At 70.8% G+C, this 12329-nt stretch carries 12 protein-coding genes; 1 reads left to right on the top strand and 11 read right to left on the bottom strand.

The window, feature by feature from the left end:
* Positions 1-21: 21 nt before the first annotated feature.
* The 8 genes from AB0Q90_RS19735 to AB0Q90_RS19700 form a co-directional block, all read right to left on the bottom strand.
* Positions 22-993, bottom strand: coding sequence for a BadF/BadG/BcrA/BcrD ATPase family protein (locus AB0Q90_RS19735; RefSeq protein ID WP_363160294.1), 972 nt, complete (start codon positions 991-993; stop codon positions 22-24).
* Positions 984-2249: a 6-phospho-beta-glucosidase gene (locus AB0Q90_RS19730; protein ID WP_363160293.1), complete on the bottom strand. Its 1266-nt coding sequence runs from the start codon at positions 2247-2249 to the stop codon at positions 984-986. The genes AB0Q90_RS19735 and AB0Q90_RS19730 overlap by 10 nt, the downstream gene beginning before the upstream one ends.
* 7 nt (positions 2250-2256) lie before the next feature.
* Positions 2257-3147 (bottom strand): carbohydrate ABC transporter permease, encoded by an 891-nt coding sequence (locus AB0Q90_RS19725; protein ID WP_363160292.1) that lies wholly within the window; start codon positions 3145-3147, stop codon positions 2257-2259.
* Positions 3144-4082, bottom strand: a complete 939-nt coding sequence (locus AB0Q90_RS19720; protein WP_363160291.1) for a sugar ABC transporter permease — start codon at positions 4080-4082, stop codon at positions 3144-3146. Before AB0Q90_RS19720 ends, AB0Q90_RS19725 begins: the two co-directional genes overlap by 4 nt.
* 6 nt (positions 4083-4088) lie before the next feature.
* A complete protein-coding gene (locus AB0Q90_RS19715) occupies positions 4089-5423 on the bottom strand; it encodes an ABC transporter substrate-binding protein (RefSeq protein WP_363160290.1) in 1335 nt (444 codons plus the stop codon).
* 55 nt (positions 5424-5478) lie between these two features.
* Positions 5479-6693 carry an ROK family transcriptional regulator gene (locus AB0Q90_RS19710; RefSeq protein ID WP_363160289.1) on the bottom strand — a complete coding sequence of 405 codons (1215 nt, stop codon included), beginning with the start codon at positions 6691-6693 and terminating at the stop codon, positions 5479-5481.
* Between the two features lie 133 nt (positions 6694-6826).
* A complete protein-coding gene (locus AB0Q90_RS19705) occupies positions 6827-7444 on the bottom strand; it encodes a Uma2 family endonuclease (protein ID WP_363160288.1) in 618 nt (205 codons plus the stop codon).
* A gap of 94 nt (positions 7445-7538) precedes the next feature.
* Positions 7539-8630: a mechanosensitive ion channel family protein gene (locus AB0Q90_RS19700; RefSeq protein ID WP_363160287.1), complete on the bottom strand. Its 1092-nt coding sequence runs from the start codon at positions 8628-8630 to the stop codon at positions 7539-7541.
* Positions 8631-8931: 301 nt separating this feature from the next.
* Here AB0Q90_RS19700 and AB0Q90_RS19695 point away from each other — a divergent pair, with 301 nt between their 5' ends.
* The gene (locus tag AB0Q90_RS19695; RefSeq protein ID WP_015660341.1) at positions 8932-9468 is read left to right on the top strand and encodes an HNH endonuclease; all 537 of its coding nucleotides are present in this window, start codon (positions 8932-8934) and stop codon (positions 9466-9468) included.
* A gap of 70 nt (positions 9469-9538) precedes the next feature.
* On the opposite strand, the gene AB0Q90_RS19690 is transcribed toward AB0Q90_RS19695, so the two are convergent.
* Genes AB0Q90_RS19690 through AB0Q90_RS19680 form a run of 3 tightly spaced genes read right to left on the bottom strand, consistent with a single transcriptional unit; the run spans position 9539 to position 12260 of the window.
* A complete protein-coding gene (locus AB0Q90_RS19690; RefSeq protein WP_363160286.1) occupies positions 9539-10138 on the bottom strand; it encodes a hypothetical protein in 600 nt (199 codons plus the stop codon).
* Positions 10135-11484, bottom strand: coding sequence for a hypothetical protein (locus AB0Q90_RS19685; protein ID WP_363160285.1), 1350 nt, complete (start codon positions 11482-11484; stop codon positions 10135-10137). Before AB0Q90_RS19685 ends, AB0Q90_RS19690 begins: the two co-directional genes overlap by 4 nt.
* Positions 11481-12260 carry an ABC transporter ATP-binding protein gene (locus AB0Q90_RS19680; protein WP_363160284.1) on the bottom strand — a complete coding sequence of 260 codons (780 nt, stop codon included), beginning with the start codon at positions 12258-12260 and terminating at the stop codon, positions 11481-11483. Before AB0Q90_RS19680 ends, AB0Q90_RS19685 begins: the two co-directional genes overlap by 4 nt.
* Positions 12261-12329 lie beyond the last annotated feature (69 nt).

Genomic DNA, 12329 nt, shown 5'->3' with positions numbered 1-12329 from the left:
AACAAGTCCCCCGCCCACGAGTCACCGCTCGTAATGCGCCCGCACCCTCCTCTCCGCCTCAGCCCCCGCCCCCACCGCGTCCAGCCCCAGCAGGACCGCGCCCAGTACCGGAGGTGCTGTCACCACGCTGGGGACGGCCTTGGGGGCGCGGGACGTCAACAGGTCCCGTACCGCTTCGTCCAGTTGGGGGTGGCGGGCTGCCAGGACGCTGCCGCCCAGGATGACCGGGGTTTCTTCCGACAGGAGGTCCAGGCGGGTCAGGGCGACCGTTGCCATTGCGACCACCTCCTCCGCCAGGCGGGCCACCAGGGAGCGGGCCACCGGGTCGCCCGAAGCCGCCGTGGTGAACAGGACCGGGGTGAGTTCGTGGCGGCGGGTGGGGGTGATGTGTTCCAGGTGGAGGGCCTCGATCAGGGCCGGCATGGAGTGGAGGCCGAAATGGGCGGGGAGGGTGTGGGCCAGGGTCGTCGGGGCACCGCGGCCGTCGTCCGCGCGGGCCGCGTGCCACAGGGCCTCCTCCGCCAGCCCCCAACCGCCGCCCCAGTCACCGGAGATACGGCCGAGCGCGGGGAAGCGGGCCGTGCGGCCGTCGGGGCGCATGCCGACGCAGTTGATGCCGGCCCCGCAGACGACGGCGACGCCGCGGGGCTCGGCGACGCCGGCCCGCAGGATGGCGAAGGTGTCGTTGCGGACGTCGACCGTCGTGCCCCACGCGCGCGCGTGCAGCGCGGCCGCCAACTGTTCCTCCTCCACGGGGAGATCGGCGTTCGCCAGGCACGCCGAGACGTGCTCCACGCAGGAGACCCCGGCCTCGGCGAACGCCCGCCCCACCGCCTCCGCGACCGCGTCCACGGCCGCCGTCACCCCCACCGCGGGCGGCCGGAAGCCGCCCCCGCGGGCCGTCCCGAGCACCTCCCCGTCGGCCGTGACCACCGCCACGTCGGTCTTGCTGTTGCCCGCGTCGACGGCGAGAACCGTGCCGGTCATGCCCACGCGAGGTGCTCCCGGTTGTGCGCGATGAGCTGGTCGGTGAGGGTCTCCGCGTACTCGTACTGGCCGATCAGGGGGTGCGCGAGGAGGGCGCGGAAGGTCCTGTCCCGGCCGCCTCGCAGCGCTGCCTCCAGTGCCAGGTCCTCGTACGCCGTCACATGCGCCATCAGGCCCGCGTACAGCGGGTCCACGGGCGGCACCGGCAGCGGGGTCGCGCCCTGTGGGCCCACCGCCGCCTGTACCTCCACGACCGCGTCGTCCGGGAGGAACGGCAGCGTGCCCCTGTTGTAGGTGTTCACCACCTGGTACGGGCTTCCTCCGCCGCCCAGCAGCGACGCCGCCAGGTCCACCGCGGCCTCCGAGTAGTAGGCGCCGCCCCGGCGGGACAGCAGCTCCGGCTTCTCGTCGAGGGTCGGGTCGGCGTAGAGCGCCAGCAACTCACGTTCCATCTCGGCGACTTGCGCTGCCCTCGACGGTTTGGTGCGCAGCTCGGCCACCACCTCGTCGTGGGCGTAGTAGTAGCGCAGGTAGTACGACGGGACCACGCCCAGCCGGTCCAGCAGGGTGCGCGGCAGGCGCAGGTCGTCCGCGATCGTGTCGCCGTGCGCGGCCAGCAGCCCCGGCAGCGCGTCCTCGCCCTCGGGGCCGCCGAGCCGCACTCCGGTCTCCCAGGTGAGGTGGTTGAGGCCCACGTGATCGAGGTGTACGTCGGTGGGGGCGACCCCGAGCAGGCCCGCGAACTTGCGTTGCAGCCCGATCGCCACGTTGCACAGCCCGACCGCCCGGTGGCCGGCCTGGAGCAGCGCCCGCGTCACGATCCCCACCGGGTTGGTGAAGTCGATGATCCAGGCGTCCGGGTTGGCGCGGCGGACCCGTTCGGCGATGTCCAGGACCACCGGGACCGTGCGCAGCGCCTTGGCCAGGCCGCCCGCGCCGGTCGTCTCCTGGCCGACGCAGCCGCACTCCAGCGGCCAGGTCTCGTCTTCGTTGCGGGCGGCCTGGCCGCCGACGCGCAGTTGGAGCAGGACGGCGTCGGCGCCCTCGACGGCCCGGTCCAGGTCGCTCGTCGTGACGACCCGGCCGGGGTGTCCCTGCCGGGCGAGGATCCGCCGGGCCAGGCCGCCGACCAGCTCCAGCCGTTCGGCGGCCGGGTCGACGAGGACCAGCTCCGTCACGGGCAGGGTGTCCCGCAGCCGGGCGAACCCGTCGACGAGTTCGGGGGTGTAGGTCGATCCTCCGCCGACCACGGTGAGTTTCACAGGTGGTTCAACCCTTCACTCCGGTCAGGGTGACGCCCTCGACGAACGCCTTCTGCGCGAAGAAGAACACGAGGATCACGGGGGCCATGACCAGCACGGTCGCGGCCATGGTCAGATTCCAGTCGGTGTGGTGCGCGCCCTTGAAGGACTCCAGGCCGTAGGACAGGGTCCAGGCGCCGGGGTTCTCCGAGGCGTAGATCTGCGGGCCGAAGTAGTCGTTCCAGGCGTAGAAGAACTGGAACAGGGCTACGGCGGCGATGCCGGGCTTCGCCATCGGCAGGACCACCCTCACCAGGGTCCTGAACTCCCCGCAGCCGTCGACCCGTGCCGCGTCCAGGTACTCGTCCGGGATGGTCAGCAGGAACTGCCGCAGCAGGAAGATGGAGAACGCGTCACCGAAGGCCATGGGAATGATCAGCGGCCACAGCGTGCCCGACAGGTCCAGCTGCTTCGCCCAGAACAGGTACATCGGGATGACGACCACCTGGGGCGGCAGCATCATCATCGCGACGACCAGCATCAGCGACAGATTCCGGCCCCGGAAGCGGAACTTGGCCAGGGCGTACGCCACCGGGACCGAGGACACCACGGTGAGTACGGTGCCGAGACCGGCGTAGAGCAGGGTGTTGCGCCACCAGGTCAGGAAGCCCGGGGTGTCGAGGACCTTGCGGTAGTTGTCCCACTGCCAGGTGTCGGGGACGAGGTCGCGGGTGAGGGCCTGCTGGTCGCTCATCAGCGAGGTCAGCACGACGAAGACGAAGGGGAGGGTGAAGAAGAGCGCGGCGGCGACGCCGAGGGAGTGGACCGCGATCCACTCCAGCAGGGAGCGGCGGCGCGCGGTGCGGGCATTCGGGCCCGCCGTGCTCAACTGCGCGGGTCTGTTGAGTACTTGGGTCATCGCTCACCTGCCCCGAGCAGTCCCCCGCTGCGGCGCATCAGCAGCGCCGTGAACGCCATGGCGAGCGCGAACAGCACCAGCGCGACCACACAGGCGGCGCCGTAGTCGAAGCGCTGGAAGCCGAGGTTGTAGACGAGTTGGGGGAGCGTCAGGGTCGACTTGTCGGGGTAGCCCGGCTCGAAGGACTGGCCGGAGCCACCGATGATGCCGGAGGCGACCTTCCCGGCCACCAGCGGCTGTGTGTAGTACTGCATGGTCTGGATCACGCCCGTCACCACCGCGAACAGCACGATCGGCGAGATGTTCGGCAGCGTGACGAACCGGAATCGCTGCCAGGCCGATGCGCCGTCCAGTTCGGCGGCCTCGTACTGCTCCTTCGGTACGTCGAGCAGCGCGGCCATGAGGATGACCATGAGGTCTCCCACGCCCCACAGTGCCAGTGCGGTGAGCGCCGGCTTGGACCAGGTGGCGTCCGTGAACCAGCCCGGCGTCGGCAGCCCCAGCGCGTCCAGCACCGAATTGGCCGGTCCCGTACCGGGGTTGAGGAGGAAGACGAAGGCCAGCGTGGCGGCGACGGGCGGGGCGAGGTAGGGCAGGTAGAACAGGGTGCGGAAGACGCCCGTGCCCGTCCGGATCTTTGTGATCAGCAGGCCGACCCCGAGGCCGAAGACGACCCGGCAGGTGACCATGACCAGCACCAGCCACAGCGTGTTGGCCAACGCGGGCCAGAACATGGGGTAGTCGGAGAAGACGTAGGTCCAGTTGTCCAGGCCGCGGAACTCGGGGGTGCCGAAGCCGTCGTACTTCATCAGGGAGAAGTAGGCGGTGGAGATCAGTGGGTAGGCGAAGAAGACGCCGAAGCCGATCAGCCAGGGGGAGAGGAAGGCCAGCGTCCGCAGGGCGGATCTGCGGCGCCGTACGGCGAGCGTGGACATGGGCGGCTACTTCGCCTGCTCGATGTCGCGGTCGATCTGCGCGGCGGTCTTCGCGAGGCCGGCCTTGAGGTCCGTCGCCTTGCCCGACTCGTACTGGTAGCCGAAGTCCTGGAGCGTCAGCTGGTAGGTGGAGCCGTTGACGGAGCCCGGGACGGTGGTCGACTCCGGGTGCTGGGCGATGTCCAGGAAGGTCTTGAACGCCGGGTCGGTCTTGAGGTCGGGGGACTTCAGGGCCTCGAAGGTGGAGGGCACGTTGTGGATGGCGTTGGAGAAGGCGACGACGGCCTCGGTGTCGGTCGTCATGTACTTCACCAGCTCCCAGGCGGCGTTCTGCTTCTCGCTCTGCGGGGCGATGCCGATGATCGTGCCGGACAGGAAGCCCTTGCCGTACTCGTCCGCCTCGTCGTCGGCCACCGGCAGCGGTGCCGTGCCGACCTCGAAGTCGAGCCCCGCGTCCTCGGCCATGCCGAGCCGCCACTCGCCGTCCAGCTGCATGGCCACCTGGCCGGTGTGGAAGGGATGTTCGGCGCCCCACTCGTCGCCGAAGGTGTTGCGGTACTTCTCCAGCTTCGCGAACCCGCCGAGGTCGTCGACGAGCTTCTTCTGGTACGTGAACATCTCCGCGAACGCCGGGTCCTTGGCGATGTTCGACTTGCCGTCCGCGTCGAAGTAGGCGTGGTCCCACTGGGACATGTAGTGGTCCACGACCGTCTCGTAGCCGTGGTACGTCGGCATGAAGCCCAGCTGCTCGTAGCCGTCGCCCTTGGACTTCGTCAGCTTCTTGGCGACCTCGGCGAACTCCGACCAGGTCTTCGGCGGGGCCTTGATGCCCGCCGCCTCGAAGGCGTCCTTGTTGTAGTACAGGCCGTAGGCGTCGCCGAGCAGCGGGAGCGCGCAGCGCGTGCCCTCGAACTGGGTGTAGTCGAGCATCGGCTTCGGGATCATCGCGTCCAGGTCGAGCTTCGACTTCTCGATGAACGGCTTCAGGTCGAGGAAGGCTCCGGAGGAGCAGAACTTGCCGACGTTGGACGTGGTGAACGAGGACACCACGTCGGGTCCGTTCGAACCGCCCGCGCGCAGCGCCTGGTTGAGCTTGTCGTCGTTGATGTTGCCGACGACCTTCACCTTGATGTTGGGGTGCGCCTGCTCGAACCGGTCCACGTTCGCCTGGACGGCCTTCACCTCGGCGGGCGCGCTCCAGCCGTGCCAGAAGGTGATCGTGGTCTGCGCGTCGGGGTCGTCGTTCGCCCCGGATTCGGTTGATCCGGTGCAGGCGGTGGCGAGGAGGGCGAGCGAGGCGGCCGACAGGAGGTAAGCCGCATTTCGGGTGGATATGGGCATGACGAAGTCTCCCTGGAGGGGAAAGGGCAGCGGGGACTGTTGCTGTTGCTGTTGCTCAGCGCGAGGTGTCGAAGACCTCGTCGCGGGTTGTCGCGAGCGCGCTCTCCAACGCGCCGCGCAGTACGGGGTGTTCGGCGACATCGCCGAGGACCAGGCGGGGACGGGACGCGGCCAGCTCGGCCAGTTCGGCCTGGACGAGGGCCAGCAGACGTTCGCCGCCGGCGGCGAGGGCGCTGCCGCTGAGGACGACGAGTTCGGGGTCGAGCACGGAGACGAGCGAGGCCAGACCGGTGGCCAGACCGGTCGCGTAGGTGGTGAGGAGCTGCTTCTGCGGTCCGGCGCCGCTGTCCGCGGCCCGCGCCAGCAGTGCGGCGGCGACCTCGGTGTACGGACCCTCGGGGATGTCCTCGATCCCCAGCTCCCGGGCGAGCCGCGGGATGACCTGGGCGCCGGCCAGCTCCTGGTAGCCGCCGCTGTTGGCGCGGGTCACCTGGCGCACGAGGGGCGCGCCCGGCACCGGCAGGAAGCCGACCTCGCCGGCACCGCCGGTGAAGCCGCGGTGCAGCCGGCCGCCGAGGACGAGGGCAGCGCCGAGTCCGGCCTCGTTCCACAGCAGTACGAAGTCGTCGTGGCCCTTGGCCGCCCCGAGCCGCTGTTCGGCGACGGCGACGAGATTGACGTCGTTCTCGTACTCCACCGGCATCGGCAGCGCGGCGGCCAGTTCGTCGAGGAGGCTCGGGGAGTGCCAGCCGGGGAGGTGGGCGGCGTAGCGCAGCCGGCCGGTGCCCGGGTCGAAGGCGCCGGGGGTGCCGATGACCAGCCGGCGGACGTCGTCCCGGGTGAGCCCGGCCGCCTTCACGGCGCCGTCGAGGGCGTCGGTGACCTGCTGGACGACGGGCCGGGCGGGTCGCCGTCCCGGGGTGGGGAGTTCGAAGCGGCCGACGGTGCGGCCGGTGATGTCGGCGACGGCGGCGAGGACGCGCTGGGGGGTGACGTCGAGCCCGGCGGCGTGGCCGGCGGCCGGGTTGACTCCGTAGAGCTGGGCGCTCGGGCCGGGGGTGCCGCCCTCGGTGGTGCCCGTGACGCGGACCAGGCCGACGGCCTCCAGGCGGGCCAGCAGCTGGGAGGCGGTGGGCTTGGACAGGCCGGTGAGCTTGCCGATCCGGGTGCGGGAGAGGGGGCCGTGTTCCAGGAGGAGGTCCAGGGCGGCGCGGTCGTTCATGGCGCGCAGGACGCGCGGGGTGCCCGGCGTACCAGCGGTTCCTGCCATGGGGTCTGCACCTGCCTCTCGGGCGACAGCTTCTCACGGTGATCTGTTAGGAAAGTTTCCTATTGGTTGGGAGGACCGTAGGCGTGGGTGAGAGATGCGTCAAGAGGGGGTGTGGCACGGGTTCCGCTGATCGCTAGCTTTCCAGGAACGGTGCCGTGTCCAGGGTGGGGTAGGGGGTCGGGAGGGGGAGGGGTTCGCCCAGGCCGACCTTGGTGTCGGTGTCGTAGTAGGCCTCGGTGGGGTCGTCGCCGGGGAGGATCGGGTCGGTGTAGCAGTGGGCCGTCTTGGAGTGGCGGTCGATGAGGACGTAGACGGGGACTCCGGCGGCGGCGTATGTACGGAACTTGGGGCCGGTGTCTGTTTCGTGGTTGATGGAGGTGATCTCGCCGACGAGGGCGATCATGTCGATGGGGTACCAGCCCGGGTGCCGCTCGAACGCCGCCTTGTCGGCGGGTGTCGGTCCGCGGCGCAGTACGTACAAGTCGGGGATCACCAGAGCTGCCGTGCTGTCCGTGGCGTCAGCGGCGCGAAACCCGTTCCCGGTGCCTATGTGGGCGACGCCTGAACTCTGGAGGGTGAAGAGGGCCGTCGTGACGGCGGCGCTGTGGCTGTCGTTCGGGGGCGAGATCGGCAGATACGCCCTTCCCTCCAGGTACTCGGGGCGTGTGGGCATGGGCGAGACGGCCTCGTAGGCGGCCAGCAGGCGGACCGGCTCCAGGTCGAACGGCGAGCCGGTGGGTTGGGGTTCCATACGGTGACGGTCGATCATGATGGGGGTGCCGGCCGATCGTTCCGACACCCTTTCACTCGAACGAGTGTGCTGAACCGTTCTTTCGATACCTGCCCTACTTCGTCACGCTCGGCGGCGTAAGCGGCGTAGCCGCCTGGGCCTGCGGTGAGGAGGTGTTGGCGTAGGCCGACGGGGCGGCCATGCCGGCCGTCGGGTCCGCCGCGGCCGCGTCCTCCACCGGCAGCGCCGGGCCGCCCACGATCTGGATGTCCGCCGCGTCGAAGGCCCGCTTGATCCGCCAGCGCAGCTCGCGCTCCACGGTCAGCGACTTGCCCGGCATGGTCTTCGCCGAGACCCGCACCACCATGGAGTCCAGCAGGACGCTGTCCAGGCCGAGGATCTCGATCGGGCCCCACAGCAGCTCGTTCCAGGGCTCTTCCTTGCTCATCCGCTCGCCGACCCCGGCGATGACGCTCTTCACCCGGTCCAGGTCCTCGGACGGCCGGACGGTCACGTCGACCCCGGCCGTCGACCAGCCCTGGGAGAGGTTGCCGATGCGCTTGACCTCGCCGTTGCGGACGTACCAGATCTCGCCGTTGTCGCCGCGCAGCTTGGTCACGCGCAGGCCCACCTCGATCACCTCGCCCGAGGCGACCCCGGCGTCGATCGAGTCGCCGACGCCGTACTGGTCCTCAAGGATCATGAAGACGCCGGAGAGGAAGTCCGTGACGAGGTTGCGGGCGCCGAAACCGATCGCGACACCGGCGACACCGGCCGAGGCCAGCAGCGGCGCGAGGTTGATCTCGAACGTGCCCAGGATCATCAGGCCCGCGGTGCCCAGGATCAGGAAGCTGGCCACCGAGCGCAGCACCGAACCGATCGCCTGCGAGCGCTGGCGCCGGCGCTCCACATTGACCAGCAGACCGCCGATCGCCGTGCCGTCGACCGCCTGGGCCGTGCGGTTCATCCGGTCTATGAGCTTGGTGATCGCCCGCCGCACCACCACGCGCAGCACGGCCGCTATCACCAGGATCAGCAGGACCCGCAGGCCGATCGCGAGCCAGGTCGACCAGTTCTCCTCGACCCAGCTGGCGGCGTTGGTCGCGCTCTCCTGGGCGTCCTGGAGCGACGGAACCGCCGGGGTCGTCTGCGAGGGCGACGGGGACGGCGTGGAACCGGCGGCCAGTAGGGCGGCGGACAAGGACACTGCGGGTACCTCCAGGTGCGGCTTCTGCCTCCCGGTACGGCGGTCAGGGTTCGTCTACGTCGACAAGGTCACGGAAAGGTCACCGAGGGGGCAGACCCACCACACTAACGGTGCATCGTGTGTGGATCGTTGCAATGTTCGAGGGAGAGACGGTGCTCACCTGGGGATGAAGAAGGGTGTGGTCGAAAACACTCCCAGCCCGTTACCTGGACATGGTGGCGCTTCCACCAGGCATGAGGAGAGACTGACTACAGATCGTCCCGGCGCGAGCCACGCGCCGCCGACGCCCAAGGAGGCATCCGTGCCGCATGTCCTGGTCCTCAACGCGTCGTACGAGCCACTCGGCGTCGTACCGCTCCGCCGCGCGCTCGTCCTCGTCCTCGAAAACAAGGCAGTCTGCCTTGAGGAGTCCGGCGCCTTCATGCACAGCGCAACCGTCACAGTCCCCGCACCCAGCGTGGTCCGGCTCAAGCGATTCGTCCGGGTTCCCTATCGGGGGCCCGTTCCTCTTACCCGTCGTGCGCTCTTCGCGCGGGACGGGGGCCGGTGCATGTACTGCGGTGGCGTCGCAACCAGCGTCGACCACGTCATCCCGCGCAGCCGCGGGGGCAAACACGTCTGGGACAACGTGGTGGCGTCCTGCCGCCGCTGCAACCACGTGAAGGCCGACCGTCATCTGTTCGAGATCGGCTGGCGGCTGCGGCACAAACCGGCTCCGCCGTCTGGACTTGCCTGGCGCATTATTGGCACCGGGCATAGGGATCCGCGCTGGCTGCCGTACTTGCAGCCGTACGGCGCGGATGATGCGTTGGCCCGGATCGACGGCATTTCTGCCTGACGACGATCCGGGCCTTTGTGTTGTTCGGCTGCGGGCCGGTGGGGGCCGGTCGCGCAGTTCCCCGCGCCCCTTAGGGGGTTGGTCTGGCCCCTCTTGTGACGTACAGGGTGCTGCCCAGTACGAAAAGGACTGCTGCCACTGCCCACGCCCCCCGCTCCGCCGTTGGCTGTAGTAGCCATGCCCAGATCGGGACTGTGCCGCCGCGCAGGCCCGAGACGCCCAGGTAGATGGCGCTGACATAGCCGAATACCGGGAGCCAGCTCAGGCGGGCGCCCAGGAGTGCCGCCGTGGCGGCTGTCAGGCCGGTGCAGCCGAGGACGTTGCGGATCATGGCGGGCGGGCCGAAGGACGAGACGTGTCCGAGGACGGCGAGCGGCAGCAGGGCCGTGGCCAGGGCGGTGAGGCACAGCAGGTGCAGCAGGCGGCGGCGCCACCAGGGGCGTACCGCCGTGCGGTCCAGTTCGTCGGAGGCGGTGTGCAGGCTGGAGCCGATCACCGCGGACGCGAAGAGCGGGGCCAGCGCCACCACCGGCACCCGTCGGTCGGGGTCCAGGTAGGCGTCCAGGCCCTGTGCGGACCAGACGGCGACGGCCGTGGTCGCGGCGAGGGCGGCGACGGTGAGCGGGAGGGCGCGGGAGCGGGCGTAGAGGAGAGGGCCGGCGAGGGTCACAGGGCCGGCACCTCGCTCGGCTCGCACTTGTCCGCCGTCGCGAAGTACTCCGACAGCCAGGCGCGGCGCTTGTCGTCGTCCATCGCCAGGAGACGGGCGCGGGCCTGCTGCCTGTCCTTGACCGCGGCGCGGTCGGCCTTGCTGCCCCTGGCGTACCGCTCGTCGAAGTACGCCTCGGCCGGGCTGGGCGCCAGGTAGTGCTCCACGGCCTGGTCCGTTCTGCTGACGACGGGGTCCGTGCGGTCGCACCAAGCGCGGCCGATCAGCGTCATCCCGGCCTCCCAGGCGTACTGCTCGGGGTCGGTGAGCCGGCCGCGTACGACGGACGACCCGAGCGGTGTGAGCATCGGCAGCTCCACCTCGTCCTTGCGCGGCCGGCCGGGACGGTCCTCGAAGCGGACCGGCAGGTTCTGTACGCCCTCCAGGCGGCCCGTGAGTCCCGACAGCGCCTGGGTGATCTGCGGCAGGAGCTTCTCGTGGCGGGCGTTGACGCAGACCTGGGGGGTGGTGGAGGTGTCGCAGACCTGGTGGCGGGCGACCGGGTTGGTACGGGTGAGCCCGTCGCCGGTCTGCAGGAGCAGCGCGCCCGCGGCGAGGGCGGCGGCCAGCGGCAGCAGGGCCGTGGCGCGGCGGCGGGCGGCGTGCACGAGGACCGCGGCCACGGCGAGACCGCCCATCCAGGTGGCCGCCGCCAGGGGCTGCCACCACACCGGCACCTTGTGGCCGGCGTCGTTGGCGAGGGGGGAGAGGTGACCGAGGGCGCCCGCCTGGCCGTAGGACAGGACGCCGAGGGTGACGTAGGCGGCCACCGCCAGCAGCGGCGCCGTCAGCCGCCAGGACAGCACCCGGCCCACGACGTGCCCGGCGAGCGCGGCACAGCCCACGACGACCGTGTCCACCAGCGGCACGAGCGGGTACGGGCTGTCGCCCGTGGCGCGGTACCAGGTGGCCAGCAGGGCGAACGCGACGGCGACCAGGTGTCCGACGGCCATCCACAGCGCGACCGGCAGGGCCGAGGCGAGGAACCGGGCGAGCGAGCCGCGTACGGCCGTCGCCATCAGCTCTTCGGTACGGCGCCGGCGCTCCCGTCCGCCCTGCCAGCAGCCCGCGGCGAGCGCCAGCGGGACGCCGAGCAGATGGGCCGCCGTGTGGACCTGGTCGCGGGTCTCCTTCCAGCCGCCCTGCCAGCTCTCCGACGGGACGGCCAGCGCGACGGCGAGCGTCAGTAGGACCGCGCCGCTCGCCCAGGGGGCGAAGCCGCGGAGGAATTCGGCGCGGAGGGGGTGGGGGGCGGCTTCTGTCCGGGCGGTGTCTTCGGTGGTGTTTTCCGTGCTGACGAGGGTCATCGGGCCGTCGCCTCCAGTACGGCGGGGGACTCGCGGTGGGCGCGCAGGGCCGCCGTGTAGCCGCGTTCGATGGGGTTGTCGCCGATGCCGCCGGTCGTCTCGCCGAGCGCGGTCAGCGATGCGGGGGTGCCGCGGTAGGCGACCCGGCCCGCGGCGAGGAGCGTGACCTCGGTGCAGGCCGCGGCCACGTCCTCCACCAGGTGGGTGGAGACGATGACGGTGGCCGAGGCGCCGAGCTCGCGCAGCAGCTCACGGAACTCGACCCGCTGCTCCGGGTCGAGACCGGCGGTCGGCTCGTCCAGCAGCAGCACCTTCGGGTCGTTGACGACGGCCTGGGCGATGCCGACGCGGCGGACCATGCCGCCGGACAGCGTCCGCACCTTCGCGTCGATGCGGTCGGCGAGGCCGACACGGGCGACGGCGCGCTCGACGGCGGCCGGGGTGTCGGCGGCGGGCATCTCCTTCAGCCACGCCATGTACGCGACGAACTCGCGCACGGTGAAGCCCGGGTAGTAGCCGAACTCCTGCGGCAGATAGCCCAGCCGGCGCCGGACCGCGCCGCGCCCCCGGGGGTCGCCGACGTCCTCGCCGAGCATCTCCACCCGGCCGGAGGTCGGGGCGGCGACGGTGGCGAGAACCCGGATCAGGCTGGTCCTGCCGGCGCCGTTCGGCCCGAGCAGACCGTGCACACCCGGACCGAAGTCGAGGTCCAGCGCGTCGAGCGCGAGGGTCTTGCGGTGCCGGACGTGCAGGCCGGACACATGAATGGTGGTCAAGAGGGCTCCTGGAAGGGGAGTAAGCGTGGTTGTGCGAGGCCTCGGTGCCGGTCGAGGCGGTTGTGGGTG

It is taken from the genome of Streptomyces sp. NPDC079141, assembly GCF_040686775.1.
In the GTDB taxonomy this organism is placed as follows: Bacteria; Actinomycetota; Actinomycetes; order Streptomycetales; family Streptomycetaceae; genus Streptomyces.
Note: the sequence above shows the minus strand (reverse complement) of the source record. Positions and strands in the feature narration are given on the sequence as shown.